Origin of the sequence: Tenacibaculum aestuarii (assembly GCF_964510395.1) — a bacterium.
Classification (GTDB): domain Bacteria; phylum Bacteroidota; class Bacteroidia; order Flavobacteriales; family Flavobacteriaceae; genus Polaribacter; species Polaribacter aestuarii.
Window position 1 is genome coordinate 824,054 of record NZ_CAZEFY010000003.1, and the last position, 18,133, is coordinate 842,186.

The following is an 18,133-nucleotide window of genomic DNA, read 5'->3' on the forward strand; positions in this document are numbered from 1 at the left end:
CTATAATTACTAAACTATGAACTCTACTACTGAAAATCAAATTACACCCTCAAGAATTATGGAAGTAGGTATGGGATTTTGGGCTTCCAAAACATTACTTACCGCTGTTAAAATGGGGTTGTTTACACATTTAGCCAATGGTGAACTATCAGGAAAAGAAATTCAAGACAAACTCAAGCTTCACGACAGATCCTTATTCGACTTTCTTGACACCTTGGTTGCCTTAGGTTTTTTAAATCGTGATGGATTAAAAGAAAATGCAACTTATAGTAATTCTGAAGACTCCAACGTATTTTTAGACAAAAACAAACCCAGTTATATCGGTGGTATTTTAGAAATGTCTAACAACCGATTGTATCCTTTTTGGAATAATTTAGAGGAAGCTTTACTAACCGGAAAACCACAGAATGAAACTAAAAATGGTGGTAAACCGCTCTTTGAAGCGATTTATGCCGATGAAAACAGGCTCCGAGAATTTATACATGGAATGTCTGGTGTTCAGATAGGAAATTTTATGAAGTTAGCTCGTGATATTGATTTTTCTAAATACGACACGCTTTGTGATATTGGTGGCTCTGGTGCAACGCTATCTATACTTATCGCAAAAAACAACCCACATATAAAATGTATTTCTTTCGATCTTCCTGCTGTAGAACCTATAGCTAAGGAAAATGTAACCCATTTTGGTTTAAACGACCAAATAGAAACTCGCTCAGGTGATTTCTTTACTGATGAATTACCCAAAGCAGATGTTATTACTATGGGAAACATTTTACACGATTGGGGAACAAAAGATAAATTGATGCTTATAAAAAAAGCCTACAACGCACTACCTGAAGGAGGATCACTTATTATTATTGAAAACATTATTGATGACGAACGAAACAAAAATGCTTTTGGCTTAATGATGTCGCTAAATATGGCAATTGAAACCGATGAAGGCTACGATTTTACGCTCTCAGATTTTAAGCAGTGGGCACAAGAGACTGGTTTTAACAACACCAGAATGATGCATTTAACAGGACCTGCAAGCGCCATTATTGCCGTTAAATAATTTTAAAACTAAAAAATCTCATACTAGAACAAACCAAAACAGCATAAAAACACTGAGAATAAAAAACCTAAGTAACCGCTTAGGTTTTTTTAGTATATTGAACTCTCAAAATTGAAAAAGAATAAAATTGCTAAAAATTCCGCATATCCTACCGTTAAGAGAATATAACAGTAATTTTATTACGTATATAAACTAGTTAGCATTCATTAAAAACAAATCGCATGAAAAAAATAATTTTAGTTCTTTTAATCGGAACAATCTCAAACTTTTCCTTTGGTCAAAAGGATATGAGCGAATACAATTTATATGTTCAAAAAGCAGATTCTTTGTATGACGCAAAAGATTACAAAAACTCGGCAATCGAGTATCAAAAAGCCTTTGATTCAAATAATGGTAAAGCCTTTCCAAATGACAGGTATAATGCTGCTTGTTCATTTGCATTAGCAGAAGAAACTGAAAAAGCATTTTATCATTTACTATATTCAGCAACTCACCCTCGAATAAAATATAAGAACTATGGTCATATAACAACTGACCCTGATTTAAATTCACTTCACGAGAATGTTTTATGGGAAAAGCTAATTTCTGAAATTAAGGCAAACAAAGATGAATATGAGAAAGATTTAGATAAGCCTTTAGTCGCAATTCTTGACACAATTTATCAATCTGACCAGGGATATAGAAGGCAAATCGGAGATATCGAAGAAAAGTATGGACGAGAATCTGTTGAGATGAAAGCACATTGGAAGTTAATCAATGAAACCGATTCAATGAACCTCATAAAAATCAAAAAAATATTGGACGAACGTGGTTGGTTAGGTCCAAAAGTTATAGGTAATCAGGGAAACAGCACATTATTTTTGGTTATTCAACATTCTGATTTAGAAACCCAACTCAAATATTTACCAATGATGCGTGAAGCAGTTAAGGTTGGGAATGCAAGTGCAAGTAGTTTGGCACTATTAGAAGATAGAGTTGCTCTACGACAAGGGAAAAGACAAATTTACGGTAGTCAAATAGGAAGAGACCAAGAAACAGGTGAATATTATGTGTCGCCTCTTATTGAGCCTGAAAATGTTAATGAAAGGCGAAAAGAAGTCGGTCTTGGCACAATTGAAGAATATATCAAAAATTGGGATATGACTTGGGATTTGGACAAACACAAGGAAAGAATCAAAAAGATTGAATCTGAAAATAAAGAATAACGAAATGCTAACAATGTATATGAAATCATAGCCGCCTATCGGCAGGCTACGCTTCATATACTAAACGTTAAAAACAAAAAAACTCCAACTATAAATTACAGTTGGAGTTTTTTTTATGATTTATTGTTTTTTAAAACAACTCTTCTACTTCAATAGTTAAGTTAGTAATAAAGCTTTCTGCATTTTTAATATCGTTATGCAATACTCTATCGTCATTTACTACAGGTACATCTTGTCTAAACATCCCTACAAAAGAAGCTAAGAACTCTGAAGTGTTATGTTGTCTAAAAGACAATCCTTGTGAAGCATTCATTAACTCAATAGCTAAAACCGAGCACACATTATCAATTACTTTTTTAGCTTTTACCGCTGCGTTTGCTCCCATACTTACGTGATCTTCTTGTCCGTTACTCGACACAATAGAATCAATACTCGATGGTGTACAGAACTGCTTATTAGCACTTACAATACTTGCCGCTGTATATTGTGGAATCATAAATCCACTATTCAATCCTGGGTTAGAAACCAAGAACGCTGGTAATCCGCGTAAACCAGAAATTAACTGATAGGTTCTTCTTTCAGAAATATTTCCTAATTCAGCAATCGCAATCGCTAAATAATCTAAGGCTAACGCTAACGGTTGTCCGTGGAAATTTCCGCCAGAAACCACGATATCTTCATCTACAAACACATTTGGATTATCAGTTACCGAATTAATTTCTGTTACAAATGTTTTCTTTACAAACTCTAAGGTATCTTTCGTTGCTCCGTGAACTTGTGGCATACATCTAAACGAATACGGATCTTGCACGTGCTCTTTAGGTTGCGCGATCAACTCACTTCCTGCTAACAATTCAGAAATACGTTTTGCTGTAGCTAACTGTCCGTTATGTGGACGCACTAAATGAATCAACTCATTAAAAGGCTCTATTCTTCCGTCAAAAGCTTCTAACGAGACTGCTCCAATAACATCTGATAAGTACGATAATTTATACCCTTTTAATAAATTATGTACTCCGTAAGCGCTCATAAACTGAGTTCCGTTTAACAAGGCTAATCCTTCTTTAGATTGTAGATTGATTTTTTCCCATCCAAACTTTGCTAACAACGCTTCTCCTGAAATTCGCTCTCCATCAACATATACTTCTCCTAAACCAATTAACGGTAACGATAAGTGTGCTAACGGAGCTAAATCTCCAGAAGCACCTAATGATCCTTGGGTATAAACTACTGGAAGAATATCGTTGTTATAAAAATCGATCAAACGATCAACTGTTGCTAATTGCACACCTGAATGCCCATAGCTTAACGATTGAATTTTTAACAACAACATTAATTTTACAATCTCTTGTGGCACTTCATCACCTGTTCCACAAGCATGACTCATTACTAAGTTTTCTTGTAATTGTTGTAAATTCTCTCCGCTAATCTTCACATTACACAACGAACCAAATCCTGTATTAATTCCATAAATAGGATCGCTATGTGTTTTCATTTTCTCATCAAGATACGTACGACATTTTTGTATCTTTTGTCTTGATTCTTCTGATAGTGAAAGCTTTTTATTTAGTAATACAATACTATGAATATCTTCTAAACCTATTGGTTGTGAACTTATTATATGTGTAGTATCCATTTTAATATTTTTGAGGTGTACAAAGAACCTAAAAAAAGATAAATTTTCAAGATCTTTTCTTATAAAAAAGTAACGCTACTTAAATAATATGTTAATTTCTTTGATAAAAACGTTAAAAAAACTAACTTCGGCGCCTTAAACACCATATTTATTAAACGAGAAACAATGAAAAAACTAGTACTTTTAGCCCTCATAGGAGTTACAATAATTTCATGTAAAAAAGAGGAACAGCCTGTAAAAGACTATCTGATTTTAACTGGTAAAGTTGAAAATTATAAAAAGAGAGATGTTACCTTATCTGGCTTTAAATTTGAGAAAAAAATAAAGTTTGATAAACAAACTGGTTCTTTTGTTGATACGCTTAAAATTGATAGAGACGGTTACTACACTTTATTCTTCAATAAAACACCTATTAACTTATACCTTACAAAAACAGAAGATGCAGGTTTAGTTTTTGACTATAAAAATGCAGACATTGTTAACTTTGAAGGTTCACATGCGAACATTAATAGTTACCTTTTAGAAAAAAGAAAAACTTGGTTTGAGGTACTTGAAAATGCGAACAAATACTTTGTTTTAGACGAAGAAAAATTCTTAGAAAAAACTGATGAGTATAAAGACGCAGTTACTGAACTTTCTATTTCTAAACAATTACCTGCCGATTTCTTAAAGCAAGAAGTTAAAAACATTGATTATGAATGTTTAAGAAACTTATACAACTATACGGATTACCATATTACATTAACAGGTGATAAAGATTTTAAAGTTTCTGAAAACTTCCCTAATCCTTTAGAAAACTTTAACTATAGTAATGGTAACGATTACGTACACTCTTACTTCTACAGAACTATGTTAGAAGACGAGCTTAATAAAATAGCTAAAGAAAAGAACAAGGAAGGTGAAGATTTATATTTAACTTATTTAGAAACTGTTCAAACAGAAGTAACTGATACAGTCGCTAAAAATGATTTATTATACAAAAGTGCTCAAAACAGTATTACATATACTAGTGATTTAAAAGAGTTTTATAGAAAGTTCATGGCTTACTCTACTAATGAAGCTCATAAAAAAGAAATTACCAAAGACTACGACCTTTTAAAGACTACAGCAAAAGGACAACCTGCACCTAAATTTAAGGATTACGTTAATTATAACGGAGGAACAACCTCAATGGATGACTTATTAGGTAAAGGTAAATATTTATACATTGATGTTTGGGCTACTTGGTGTGCTTTTTGTAAAAGAGAAATTCCTTTATTAAAAAGATTAGAGCAAGAATACCACGGTAAAAACATTGAGTTTGTTAGTATTAATGTTGACGATAAAGGAAATGACGAGAAATGGAAAGAAACAATCCAAGATAGAGAAATGACTGGTATTCAATTAATGGCTGGAGATAGTCATTTAAAATTAGACTGGGCTCAAAACTTCTTAATTAAAGGGTTGCCTAGATTTATCTTAGTTGATCCTAACGGAAATATTGTAAGCCCTAATGCTCCTGCTCCATCTGAAGGAGAAAAATTAATCAACATGTTTGATGAATTAGGAATATAAACAACCTATACACATAAAAAAAGCCGCTAAATTTAGCGGCTTTTTTTATATAACTTATTTTCTAAAATCGATTGTCTCCATCTAAAAGATTACCTAAACCTCCTAAAACACTTCCTTCTCCTCTATCTCCTTTTCCTGTTTGAGGTGCCATCGCCAATACTCTTCCTGCTAACCTACTAAACGGTAACGATTGAATATATACGGTACCAGGACCTTTAAGAGTAGCAAAAAATAATCCTTCTCCACCAAATATGGTATTTTTTATTCCGCCTACAAACTCAATATCATAATCAACACTTTGAGTAAAACCTACGATACAACCTGTATCTACTTTTAATACTTCACCTGGTTGTAATACTTTCTTTGCCATCGTACCCCCAGCATGCACAAAACCGATACCATCTCCTTCCATTTTTTGCATAATAAATCCTTCTCCTCCAAACAACCCTCTGCCTAAACGTTTTGAAAACTCAATTCCTATCGATACGCCTTTAGCTGCACATAAAAAAGCATCTTTCTGACAGATAAACTTTCCACCAAATTCAGTTAAATCGATTGGAATAATCTTTCCTGGATATGGAGAAGCAAAAGAAACTTGTTTTTTTCCTTGACCTTCGTTCGTAAACACCGTCATAAACAAACTTTCTCCTGTTAAAATTCGTTTTCCAGCAGAAAAAATCTTTCCCAACAAACCTTTCTCCTGATTTGAACCATCTCCAAAAATGGTATTCATTCCTACACCAGAATCCATCATCATAAAGCTACCACTTTCGGCAACTACTCCTTCTTGCGGATCTAATTCTATTTCTACATACTGCATTTCTTCTCCAAAAATGCGATAATCTATTTCGTGTGCATTCATATTTTTTAGTTTTTATATATAAGAAGAACTTTTTATTGTTTTGTTACAAACAATTCCTTTTCTCCTACTATTTTAAGTATATTTAAAGCTTTAAAAGTTATTTCTTTTCTTTCTTTATTAAAAAACTTCATGTTAAAATTCTTTTTAGGAATAATATTGGTCGCAAAAAAGTAAGCGTTCTTTTTAACCAAAATATATCCAACAAACCAGCCATTGTTTTCTTCTCCCCTAATTGACCATCCTGTTTTACCTCTTAACACATAGAGGTTATTTTCAGAAATTACCATCATCTTTTTCATAATACTGTCAGTTTGTTTAGAAATTGGTAATTCTGAATTATAAAGTCGTTTTAAAAAATCAATTTGCTCAAATTGATTAATTTTAGAGTTTCCTTGTAGCCAAAAACTGTCTAAATTCCCTTCATTTACATCCATTAAACCGAAATTTAACTTTGTTAAGTTAGTTTTCATCCTTTCTAACCCAATATTTCTGGCAATTTCTTGATAACATGGTACACAAGAAAAATGAAAAGCTTGTTGTAACGTTAAATCTTTCTCCCAAATTTTTAAATATCTGGGTTCTCCACCCCATTTAAAAACGACATTCTCATTTTTTAGAACTCCCGTTTCTAAACCAATAATAGAGTTGGGTATTTTAAATGTTGATGCTGGTAAATTTTCTTTGTTACACCAATCAAAATCATTTGAGTAAAAAGTGTCATTGTTTAAATCATAAATAAGAATAGCTCCCTCTAGTTTGGCTTTATAAATAATTTCTTGAAAATCATCTTTAACCACATACTTCGTTTCAGCTTTAATACTTTTGGATTTTTCTTCATTTTTACAAGAAAAAAATAACACAGCAATTATTAAAAAAAAGCTAAACCTCATCGTTAGTTACTCTTTAACTTTCAAACTCCATTCATACTCAAATTTCGATACCGAAATTCCTTCCTTATTAAAACCTTCAGCAGTAACAATTACTGTTTGCCCTTCACCTGTTTCAATCGCCTTTTGAATCGTTTCTCTTATTAATTGCCCTTGATCGCATTCAAAACGGATTTTTCCTGTTGCCTTTTTTGTAAAAGTCCCATTCATGTTGGTTACTAACATCGAAATTTTTCTGTTTGACGCTGCAATCTCTTTCATTACTAAAACTCCTGTGGCTAATTCAGACGCCATTCCTTGCACTGCCCAAAACATTGATTTAAACGGATTTTGATTTACCCATTTGTAGGTAACTTTTACCTCAGCAGTATCATCAGTAAGTGATTTTAAACGTACTCCAGTAAAAAAAGCTGAGGGTAATTTAAAAAATAAAAAAGCATTAACTTTTCTAGGTGTAAACTTCATTTTTTCAGTATTTACAAGCAATTATAATCGCAAAATAAAAATGTACACTCTTTAAAATAGAAATGTACATTTTTTTGCCAATTTTACTATTGCTATTTACCACCAAAAATACACAATTTAAACCTTTTTAAAACGTAGTATCAGTTGTAAACCTTTTATGTAACATTATATCGGTATACCCTGTATTATGGCTTGTACTATTGTAATGATATACAACCTTTGCTTTGTTAAACGGATTTATTCCTCCTGTATTCGTTTCAATCCATTCACATAACTCTACAATACTTGATTTATTTGACGTAAAATAAAAGTAGTTGGTATTCATTAATACCTTTAACACATCCAAGTAGTCTGAAAGCCTCCAGTAGTTTTTGTAAGTAGAACAATCCGTTGATAAGTATGGCGGATCAACCAAGAACACAACATTCGGAATATCTTTATACATATCAAACAACTCTTTATAGTCGTAACGCACAAACTCAACATCTTTTAAGTAGCAAGTAGCATCATAGTCACTTTTGCGTATTCTATTATAAAAGCGTTGCTTTTTAAGTTCCTCTAAGCTCTGCACATAGTTCATACTAAATAATAAGTTAGCCGATAACGAGATATAATCTACATAACCTTGCTTATCAGCTTGGGTTATGATATCTAGTATTTGATATCTGATATTATCAGGTATAGCCTTCTTATTAGGTACATTTTCAACCAAAGGACGTAATTCTTCAAGTAGTTTATTTGTTCTTGAAATAGCTTTTAAACGCTGTTTAAAGTTGTCATAATCGTTATAAATTACTTTTGCTTTTGGGTTTTCTTTCTTTACCGTATGGCTTAACAAGCCACTACCACCGAATAAATCCACGTAAATTGCATCCGTAGGATACGTCTTTAAAGCCTGTTTAAACTGTTTAATAAAATTCCGTTTTTGACCTTGAAACGGCAAAGGTGATGTAACATAATTTTTACTCATTTTCTATTCTGCTTTTTGATTAATGTTTTACTTTTGTAGCTCTCACGGTAATATTTTAATAACTAGCAAAGCCCAATCAGAAGACTTATGTCCTCCAACTGGGCTTTGATGCTAAAATTAAATTACCGTGAGAAGTTTTTTAATTGTTGGGGGACTCTTTTACTCCCCTCTTACATAAGCAAACAGCTTACGTCTTTTTAGATAACTCATATCGTTTTCATTCTTATACGCTTCACGTTCAAAACAAATACTGAGATACGCTGTTTTCCAGTTTCTAAACTTATAGTAGTAATACAAGTACTCTATACCATACCACAAGTAAAAAAAGACAAGCAAAAGCTCTATTTGCTGCCTTAAATGAATCTTTTCGTGATTGATTATCTTGGGCGTCATACAAGTCTTATCCCGAAAAAATATAAAAGGGTATATCGTAATAGCTGTATATCCTTTTGGTACTATCCAACTACTCAACAATTTCATTGGTTGGATTTAAAATACCTTGGCAAGTAGTATGAATAACATCGTAAAGTGCTGCGTCTTCAGGTTGGTAGCTTTGGTTTTTTACATCAAAATTACCATTTCTAACACTTCCTGTTATTAATACATTTCCTGTATAATTAGCATCTCCACTTACACCTCTAATTACCGAAAAACCAATTAATGTTGGTTGCTCGTTCTCTTGATAATTATAACTATATAATATCGTGTTACCATTAACTACTTGTTGTGCTGTTTCTTGCACTTGTTTTCTAATAATTGTTACTGTACTCATATTAAATTTATTTAATAATATTTATATTCTTTTTGTGTAATTGTTCCATTAAAATCTCTAGACATGACAATTTTATCTGCACTTATTAGTGCTTTTAAGGTTACAGGAACAAATTGTGTATCTGTTCCTGTTCCTATATCTTGGTAATAAGTTCTTGAAACTATCAACCCATCTGTACTCAACCATATACTATTCCCCGCTAAAAGACCTCCATTAACAAGCTCTACAGCTCCAAGTCCATTTTGGGTAATACTAACACCTCCAATAGATCCTTTTGTAGAAAAAATACTCCCATCATCCAACACCCTAAAAGGTGCGTTGTTTTTTCCTGCGTAATCTGAACCTGCAAAGAAACGCACACTATTAGCACCTGCATCTGTTACACCTGTAACACCTGCATTAGCATTATTAAGTGCTCCTACCTGCATAGTACCTGTACTTATTACATTACCGTCTATGTCTGTTTGTAAAAAATTGGTTTTATTGGCGGTAGTTTGGGCTGTATTTAAAGCGTTTAAAGCGTCTGCTGCTGCATTTTGCGCTTCTTGTATAGCATTATCTATACTTTCTTGTACATCTTCAGTAGCAGGTGTCCAGTCGGTTGGTTTATTTCCTCTTTCTAGTTTTAAATCAAAAATACTAACTTCTACAGCTGAATTATTACCTCTGTTTGGTTGTATATATATAGAATCAGTTAGTAAAGGGTTAGAAGGCGTTTTAAAATAGTATTCAACATGATGTTCTAACTCATCATCATCAACAAAAACAGAAGAAGTTGAATTATATTGAGATGATATTTCAACTCCATCAACAACTAATTTTTGTTTATTTGAATAAGTAGGCGCTGTATGCCCTCCAAAAGTATTTAGAATACCTGATTTCTTTTTATATCTATAAGACAACACATAATCTTGTAATGGTTTTAATGCTAGATTTTTTATATAGATACCACCATTAAAATCATCTTCTAAAACTTGTAGTTCAATTACACCACTTGTTATAAATAATGATTTATCTACAATAACTGTAGCCGTAGTAAAAACATTTGAAACTGTAATTAAATTACTACTACCAACCTCAATACTATCAGTATATGCTTTTGCTTCATCTAACTTAGTTTGGGCATCAGAAATTGCTCTAGCTTCTTCAGCACTTACAATTCCATCAGCATAGGCTTCTACTTCTGTTTTAGCTAAATTTACTTTTGCCTCTGCCTCAGCAATAGCTGCTTGTTCTGCGGCATCTGCTTTACCATCTGCATAAGCTTTAATAGTGGTTTCTTTTAAATTATCTTGTGCATCAGCATAATCTTTGGCTGCTTGTAACTTGTTTTGTGCATCAGCAATTGCTCTAGCTTCTTCAACACTTACAATTCCATCAGCATAGGCTTCTACTTCTGTTTTAGCTAAATTTACTTTTGCCTCCGCCTCAGCAATAGCTGCTTGTTCTGCTTCGTCTGCTTTACCATCTGCATAAACTTTAATAGTGGTTTCTTTTAAATTATCTTGTGCATCAGCATAATCTTTGGCTGCTTGTAACTTGTTTTGTGCATCAGCAATTGCTCTATCTTCTTCAGCACTTACAATTCCATCGGCATAGGCTTCTACTTCAATTTTAGCTAAATTTACTTTTGCCTCTGCCTCAGCAATAGCTGCTGCTTCTGCTGCTAAACTTGTATCTACAATCTCTTTTGTTATATCCTCTGGAGCAGGTGACCAACCAGTTACTTTGTTTCCATTTTCTAGTTTTAGATCAAAAATACTAACTTCTACAGCTGGGTTTGCTCCTTTATTAGGCTGTACCCATATTGAGTCATTAGTTGAAAAATCAGCAGGTGTAATAAAATAATACTCAACACTATGTTCTAACTCATCATCAGCCACAAAAAGGGAATCTAAAGAAGCGTATGCTTCACTTACTAAAACACCATCAACAACTAATTTGACTTTATTGGCATAACCTAAAGATGTATGACCATAAATAGTTGTTAAAATTCCACTCTCTTTTTTGTATTTATATGATAAAACATAGGGCTTTAATGGTTCTAGTGAAATTTTATCTATACGTATACCTGCTGTTGTACTTTCTTCTGGAACAAATAATTTTACCTCTCCTGTTTTCATATAAAAACCAGTGTCAACTATTGCTCCTCTATCTCCTTTAACATTATCAATACTTAATAAATTCCTACCGCCAATCTCTAGACTATCAGAAACCTGTTGAAAAGCAGGTGAATTACTTTCAAAAGTTACATTGGCTTTAATGTTAATATTATCCTGTAACAACTCTATATAGTTGTTACCGTTTGGTGAGGCTATCCGACCTGTACTTATTTCACTTGGGCTAACCTGTGTAAATCCATAGGTTGTTTTTATGCGTCGAACATTGTCTATTACAGACGATAAATATCCTGCTTCAAAATAATACCAATCGGGGTCATTATCAACCATTATTTGCTCTGTAGAAATATATACCGAAGCATTCGAGCCTATTTTTTGTGCTTTTATATAAATGTAATGAAAGGCAGTTCCTATGCCTGTAACCGTGTTTTGTGGTATGTTCCACTCTCTTGGTGTATCTTCAAGCGTTAGGTGTACCAATGTACCTGTGGTATTACTTACCGTAGTATTATCTTCTGAAACAGTAAACGAAACATCAGGTAAATTAAACTGCTGCATTCTACTACCAACACTTAACATTTTTGTTTCAATACTTAACGGTTTTATTCTATCAGCATCAAAATAGCCTTCTCCATCAAAAACGTTGTCATGAAATTCTTTAGCAAAGAGATAGCTTCTACGAGCCATATCTGCATTATATGTCAATGTTTTTAGTAAAGCGGTGTTTTTCTTCTCCTCTTCAATATACTCTCTAATAATTGTAGATAAGACTGCTCGTTCTGCAATATCAAAACTTACATTATATTGGTTTTGTAAGTCTTTTGTTAGTGAAACCACACGCAAATCATCATCTAAACTAAAATCAACGTCTTTAAAGTTAATTGTGTTACCCAACACAATATTTGCGTTAATTTCTTCAAAGTAAAAAGGGTCAGGAGCTACCGAGTACTTATTGCGTTGTTCGCTATTTTCATCTAAGTATGCCTGTGCTTCGTTCTGTAATAAAATTTCTGCATTGGTAATATAGCTTTGTGGCATTGCTATATCAGTAATTACATAAGTATCACCAACAGAAGGGCGTAACAACTCACTAGGCACAGTCAAGTCTTTTTCGTCTTTATTCGGTATTAGCTCAAAGGTTTTCGTTGCTGTGTTGTAACCATGCTTTTTAATCTCAAAAGTATAACCTGCTAACTGTCCTGAATTAAAAGTTATTTTCGCAGGAATGTCATTAATTAAAATTACGGTACCGTTAGCATCAGTTTCGTTTAAATCAAAGTCAATATTGGCATCAGTAAACTGCAAAGGACTTTCTGAATTTACGCTAGTAACAGTTCCTATACGTTTCGGATAAATATCCTCAAAGGTTTGCACATGCTCTATAACTCCATACTTAGCAACGTTCTTTTCTAAATACGCTACGGGCATTTGAAGTCTCTTAGTATAGTTTCTATAATCAGCAGGAATATTGTTTTCTGAACCTACCGCATACAAACGTGTTACAATGTTGCTGTTATCATACGGAGTTCTAGAAATAGACAACAAACCTTTGTTTTTTCCATATTCAAGTGATAAACCACTAATAGCTTTTCGTTCTGTTAAATGAATGGTTTTATCTCCATCAATCCAGTATTCAGCATCAAACTCTTCTGCTATTTTAGAAATGGCTGTTAAGCAATTATGTCCGTTAAAATCTACTTGCTTACCATCTAAATCATCTATCACACCCAACGACCAACCACTTTGAACACGGTTAGCATTTTGCACTACCAAATTAAGCATTTGATTTGCTGTTCCTGTAATTGAAAACTCTGAAAGAGTTAAGTTGTTATCTGCATCAGGAAAGAAGAGCTGCACCTTAGAAAGCTCATACTTTATACCTGCAAATTGCAACTGATAACGATACTCTTTAGTACTACGCTTTTCTACAATAGGCTCGTTTAGCAAGTAATACGTATTACCATACACTACAACAGTATCGTTTGTTTTAAAAACAACATTATTAGCTAAAGTAAAGGTCATAGATACTAATTCTTCGCCCATTATTTTAGTGGTGATACTTCCTTCTGGTCTTACCGTAGCTATTACAGCTGCTCCTCTTTTAATTTCGTATTGCATTATTGTACTTGTAGTATTAAGGTAAATTGCACAAACACTTTATCAACATCCTTTAAACGTTTTGACTTCTTACGCCAGTTACTAGTTTTTAAATAAAAAACCGTGTAGGTTTTACCATGGTCCGCTACAAACAAGTTTTGCCAATCGGGTTTTGATAACTCTAAAAAAAGTGCTTCGTAGTTCGTCCAAAAATCCACATCAGTATCCGCCATCATAGCACACTTTAGGTTTATTTCTTTGTCCTTAAACCTTGGTAACGACAAATCGTATTCTTTTCCGTTATGTTCTCTCCAATCGTTTTCTAGTGTTTTTTTACGCTCAGGAAAAGCCAATAAATCTGCTGTTCCTGTTTGTATAACCAAACCGAAATCTGTGTATAAATTGCGTGTATTTAAAGTATCGTTAAATGCCATGTGCTCGTGCGCTTGTATTATCTCCGTCTTTTATTTCTTTTAAAGTCGTATCAATTGATTTTAACTTCTCAGTATTGTCTGCCGTTCTTCGGGTATTCTTTTCTATATCAATTTGAATACCTGCTTGTCTACTCAAAACTTCCAATTGTGCTGCATGGTTTACTTTTAAAATAGTATTGGTTTCTAATTGTGTTAGGCGTAAACCTCCAAATTGTCCTGCTAACAAATCAGCCTGTTCAGCAGTAATTCCTTTTACAGCACCTTTTAAAGAATTAGCTTCATTAATAGTATCTCCAATACCAATACCTGTCGAGTTAATCAAATTCAAGTACTCCTGTGCCTCTTCAGCAATTCGCATATACATTTCTTGAAACTGTTGCTTTTCATCTTCGGTTAAAACACCATCACCTAAAAAATCATAAAGCAAATCTTGTAATTTCTGCATTTCAGGTTCTATCACCTTGGCACTCATACCTGCTAAAATAGCATCACGTAAAAAGCGTTCAATATCTTCAGCAAAATCTGCAAAGCTCTTTTTACCACTTGCTATTCCTTGCTTGATGCTTTCTGCAAGTGCCTGCGCAGTTGTTCCTGTAACAGCGTCTTTTAATTGCTTTTCTAACTGGCGTTGTGCTTCTTCAATACTACCATATTCATCACGTAACTTTTTGAGTTGTTCATACGCTAGTTTAGCATCTCCAGTTAAAGGTTTATCACGGTTCAACTTTTCAAGCTTCTCAAATATTTCATCTGTGAGTTCAAGCTCCCCTGGTTCAAAAACTTTTATTTTGGCTTTAAAAGAAAAGAACCCTGTTCCAAACTTAATTTGCTTTGTTACTAACTCTCCAATTCCTAATAGTTCTCCTATAGTTTTTTTAACATCAACTACTTTGGTTTTTCTACCTATTCCTAAAAAACCACCATACTTTTTTGTTCTTTTACCTATAATTGTTTGAGCATTTAAAAGACGTTTAAATACCTCTTGTTGGTCTTCTATTACACTTTCATGTTTCTTTTTATTAGCTTCAATTTCTTCTTTAATATTATCAACTCTCGACTTGTATAAATCATTTAGTTTTATCTCATCTGATAATCGTTGACGCAATGCCGAATTATATGCTAATTGACTTTCAAAAATTTCTTGATGCCACTTCTTTATCTCCTCACGTGCTTTACGTTCACTCTCTCGTGCCTTAGCTCCTAAAGAAAACAAACCACCAACCACATTTATCAATCCTGTGATACCTCCTAAAATATCACCTGAAGCAAACGAAGCAAATGCACCTACTGCATCAGATGTTACATTTGTTAAATCGCCTAATGTATCAATTGTATCTGCTAAACTTTCATCATAATCTTTTAAAGCAGTTGCTAAACTTTTTAAAGCTCCTCCTATTTCAGCAAGCCCATTAGCTAACTGGTTTAACTTTGCTTCTGATAATTGCTTTAGTTTACCGTTAACCTCTTCTAAAGCCGCCAACTCATCTCCTATATTAGCAATTCCTTTGGCTTGTAATTGCACAATACGTTTAAGAACACGCTCCTTTTCTTGTAACAAGGCTTTTTCTTGTACTCCTAAAGTTGTTGCTGCTTTAATTGCTTTGGCTCTTTCCAACTCTCCACGAACATAAGCTTCTTGTTCCTTAGATAGTAGACCTTTTGTTTTTTGTAAATAATCTTCTATTGAATCTATACGAACTGCTAATTCTCTTCTAGTAATATCTATTAGATTAACACTTAGGTTCTCAAAAATTGTGGCTTTCTCATAAGCTTCTGCATTAGCAGCATCAACAGCTAACTGTTTTTGGTAATTGAGTTCTTTTATCTTAGCTTCTCGAAGTTGCTGATCACTTATGAGGTTGATCTCTTTTTTTTGAGCTGCAAAATCACGCTCTATTTGAACTAAGAGTTCTTTATGAGTTATTGCTGAATTATACGCATCAATAAATCGTTGTTCAGCAACACTATTTTGTTCTACTTCAAACTCTTTAATTTTTTGCTCTAATAACAACAAGCGTTCTGTTTCTGCACCTGTTATTTCTGTAGGTTCTTTACTAGATAATTTATCTTGAAGCTTTTGGTATTCTGCTTGCAAACGTTCTCCATAAGTTTGAAAACCTTTTAATAAAGCTCCATAACGTTTAGTAGCCTCTTCAGTACTAACTTTTGTTTTTAGTACTTCATAGGCTGCAAATAAGTCTTGTTCTTGTGCTAATTGCTCCGCTAATTTTCTAGTATCTTGCCTGTATAACAATGATTTTTCAGCTCTTCCTTGTAAAGCATCTAAACCTGTTAAACTTATAAGTTGCGCTTTGTTTTTTGGGTCAGCGTTAAAGGCTTCAACTAACTTTCTAATTTTACCAAACTTATCTCTTAACGCTTGTAACTCTTCTTCGTCTTTAGTTAACGATTTACGACTGTATTCTTGATCTAAAGCAAGTAGCTTTTCAAGTAAACGTTTACGCTCATCCAATTCTTTAGCACTTGCTCCTGAACCTTTATAGCCATCAACCTGAAATAGCTGATTTATCTCTTCTAGTGTTATTTTATGTTTCTTCTCTAAACGAGTTAATAAATTTTGCTTTTCCTTTAACAGCTCGTTTTCATCTTGTAAACCAAAGCGAGTTCTATTGTTATACTTTTCATATTCTCTAAGTAAATTTAACTCTCGTTTACGGTTAGCCAAACGTTCTTTATATGCCTGCTCGTTTTTACCTCCTTGAGCGGATGCTTGCGCAAAATAATTAACCTCACTTTCAAGAGCTTGCTTTACCAATTTAACCTGCTCCTCATACGACTTGTTTTCAAGGTCAATTTGATTTAAACGTCTTTCACTACTTCTGTCTTTATTTATCTTCTGAACTAGTTTTAACAACTGGTCTTCAGTATAGATTTGATCTTTAGATAACTTTAGTTGCTTTTCTGCTAACTTGTTAAATTGTGCCTCAATTTCTTTTTGTTGACTTTGTAATGCAATACGAGTTACATAAAGACTATTTACCTCTCGCAACTTATCTGAAAGCTCTTGATTGGTAACTTTTTCTTTGTTAAGGTTCTTCAGGAAAAAAGGGTACTTTTCGTTTAGCTGTTCAATAAGTTTTAAACGTTGACTCTGTGTAGTGTTAGCTTTGGTTATTCTTGCCACCAAAACGTTTAACTCGGCATACTCTTTAGTAATTTGTTTTACTAACTTCTTCTTTTGCTCTTGTAATTTCTTTTCTGCTTCAGTTAACTTCTTAACCGCTTTTTCGCCTTTTAATATCTTATTAAACCAAATTGCAATGTCTTTTCCGTAAACAGTTAATAACGTTATTCCTACTGACATTAAAGTATTCCAACTTAAAAAACTTGATGCTACTTGCTTCCATACTGGAACTGATTTTTGCCCAGATGTTGTAAGTTCTTTATTTCTTGTGATTAAACGGTATATTTCATCAGCTAATATTGGGAAGTTATTAGACATAGCCATAAAACCAGTTTGAAAAGAATAAGTAAAAGCAGGTAGCTCTCTTGTAAGCTGATTAATTGAATTACCTAAGCCATCCCATTTGCGTTTTGTTTGTTGTACTCTTTTACCTTGATTTTCTACTGATGTTGTAGTATTCTCTAATCCTTGTGCCGCTCCTTTGGTAAGTAACGCATCAATCTTTTTTTGTAGCTCTCCTAATTTATGGTTGTACACACCTAATTGTGTTGGATCGGTGGCTTTATCCATCATTTCCTTAACGCCACGTAAAGAGTTTATATACGTTTTTAAAGCAGTTACTTCACGCTCTGTAAGTTTTATACTTTCAACCGATACACCATTAGCTCGTAACTTCTCTGCTACATAAGCTTTAAAACGAGATTCTGTGTTACTTACGCTTGCATCTAAACCTTTTAAAGCTCCTTCAATCTTTGCTGCATCTTGCAAAGCTTCAGGAGAATTTAAAGCGATTTCTATTTCTATTGGATCAAAGTCTGCCATGGTTTATTATTGAACGCCAAAAAAGGCTTTAAGTTCATCGTCGTTTTTAAACTCGTTTTTACGTTTTTTCTTAATTAGTTTTGGTGCGTCTGCCAGTAGTAAATTCAGCT

13 protein-coding genes are annotated in these 18,133 nt (G+C 33.4%); 3 read left to right on the forward strand and 10 right to left on the reverse strand.

Translation table 11 applies throughout. The features are described 5' to 3' along the window. The first annotated feature begins 16 nt into the window (after nt 1-16). The gene (locus ACKTSU_RS09925) at nt 17-1,054 is read left to right on the forward strand and encodes a methyltransferase (RefSeq protein ID WP_408036253.1); all 1,038 of its coding nucleotides are present in this window, start codon (nt 17-19) and stop codon (nt 1,052-1,054) included. Nucleotides 1,055-1,275: 221 nt separating this feature from the next. Beyond that, nucleotides 1,276-2,259 (forward strand): DUF6624 domain-containing protein, encoded by a 984-nt coding sequence (locus ACKTSU_RS09930; RefSeq protein WP_408036254.1) that lies wholly within the window; start codon nt 1,276-1,278, stop codon nt 2,257-2,259. 130 nt (nt 2,260-2,389) lie between these two features. Here ACKTSU_RS09930 and hutH read toward each other — a convergent pair whose 3' ends face one another. Then, entirely contained in the window at nt 2,390-3,895 is a 1,506-nt protein-coding gene (gene hutH / locus ACKTSU_RS09935; RefSeq protein ID WP_408036255.1) for a histidine ammonia-lyase, read from the reverse strand. A gap of 165 nt (nt 3,896-4,060) precedes the next feature. Here hutH and ACKTSU_RS09940 point away from each other — a divergent pair, with 165 nt between their 5' ends. Continuing rightward, nucleotides 4,061-5,449: a TlpA family protein disulfide reductase gene (locus tag ACKTSU_RS09940; RefSeq protein ID WP_408036256.1), complete on the forward strand. Its 1,389-nt coding sequence runs from the start codon at nt 4,061-4,063 to the stop codon at nt 5,447-5,449. 61 nt (nt 5,450-5,510) lie between these two features. Here ACKTSU_RS09940 and ACKTSU_RS09945 read toward each other — a convergent pair whose 3' ends face one another. The 9 genes from ACKTSU_RS09945 to ACKTSU_RS09985 form a co-directional block, all read right to left on the reverse strand. Further along, nucleotides 5,511-6,311, reverse strand: a complete 801-nt coding sequence (locus ACKTSU_RS09945) for a TIGR00266 family protein (RefSeq protein WP_408036257.1) — start codon at nt 6,309-6,311, stop codon at nt 5,511-5,513. A gap of 32 nt (nt 6,312-6,343) precedes the next feature. Beyond that, nucleotides 6,344-7,201 (reverse strand): class D beta-lactamase, encoded by an 858-nt coding sequence (gene blaOXA / locus ACKTSU_RS09950; protein WP_408036258.1) that lies wholly within the window; start codon nt 7,199-7,201, stop codon nt 6,344-6,346. Between the two features lie 6 nt (nt 7,202-7,207). Further along, nucleotides 7,208-7,663, reverse strand: a complete 456-nt coding sequence (locus ACKTSU_RS09955) for a DUF4442 domain-containing protein (protein ID WP_408036259.1) — start codon at nt 7,661-7,663, stop codon at nt 7,208-7,210. A 127-nt stretch (nt 7,664-7,790) separates the two neighbouring features. Then, nucleotides 7,791-8,633 (reverse strand): DNA adenine methylase, encoded by an 843-nt coding sequence (locus ACKTSU_RS09960; RefSeq protein WP_408036260.1) that lies wholly within the window; start codon nt 8,631-8,633, stop codon nt 7,791-7,793. Nucleotides 8,634-8,792: 159 nt separating this feature from the next. Continuing rightward, nucleotides 8,793-9,113, reverse strand: coding sequence for a hypothetical protein (locus ACKTSU_RS09965; protein ID WP_408036261.1), 321 nt, complete (start codon nt 9,111-9,113; stop codon nt 8,793-8,795). Then, a complete protein-coding gene (locus ACKTSU_RS09970; protein WP_408036262.1) occupies nt 9,097-9,405 on the reverse strand; it encodes a hypothetical protein in 309 nt (102 codons plus the stop codon). The genes ACKTSU_RS09965 and ACKTSU_RS09970 overlap by 17 nt, the downstream gene beginning before the upstream one ends. A gap of 11 nt (nt 9,406-9,416) precedes the next feature. Further along, nucleotides 9,417-13,643 (reverse strand): phage tail protein, encoded by a 4,227-nt coding sequence (locus tag ACKTSU_RS09975; RefSeq protein ID WP_408036263.1) that lies wholly within the window; start codon nt 13,641-13,643, stop codon nt 9,417-9,419. Further along, the gene (locus ACKTSU_RS09980) at nt 13,643-14,056 is read right to left on the reverse strand and encodes a hypothetical protein (RefSeq protein WP_408036264.1); all 414 of its coding nucleotides are present in this window, start codon (nt 14,054-14,056) and stop codon (nt 13,643-13,645) included. The genes ACKTSU_RS09975 and ACKTSU_RS09980 overlap by 1 nt, the downstream gene beginning before the upstream one ends. Beyond that, nucleotides 14,046-18,023, reverse strand: coding sequence for a hypothetical protein (locus ACKTSU_RS09985; RefSeq protein WP_408036265.1), 3,978 nt, complete (start codon nt 18,021-18,023; stop codon nt 14,046-14,048). The genes ACKTSU_RS09980 and ACKTSU_RS09985 overlap by 11 nt, the downstream gene beginning before the upstream one ends. Nucleotides 18,024-18,133: the final 110 nt, after the last annotated feature.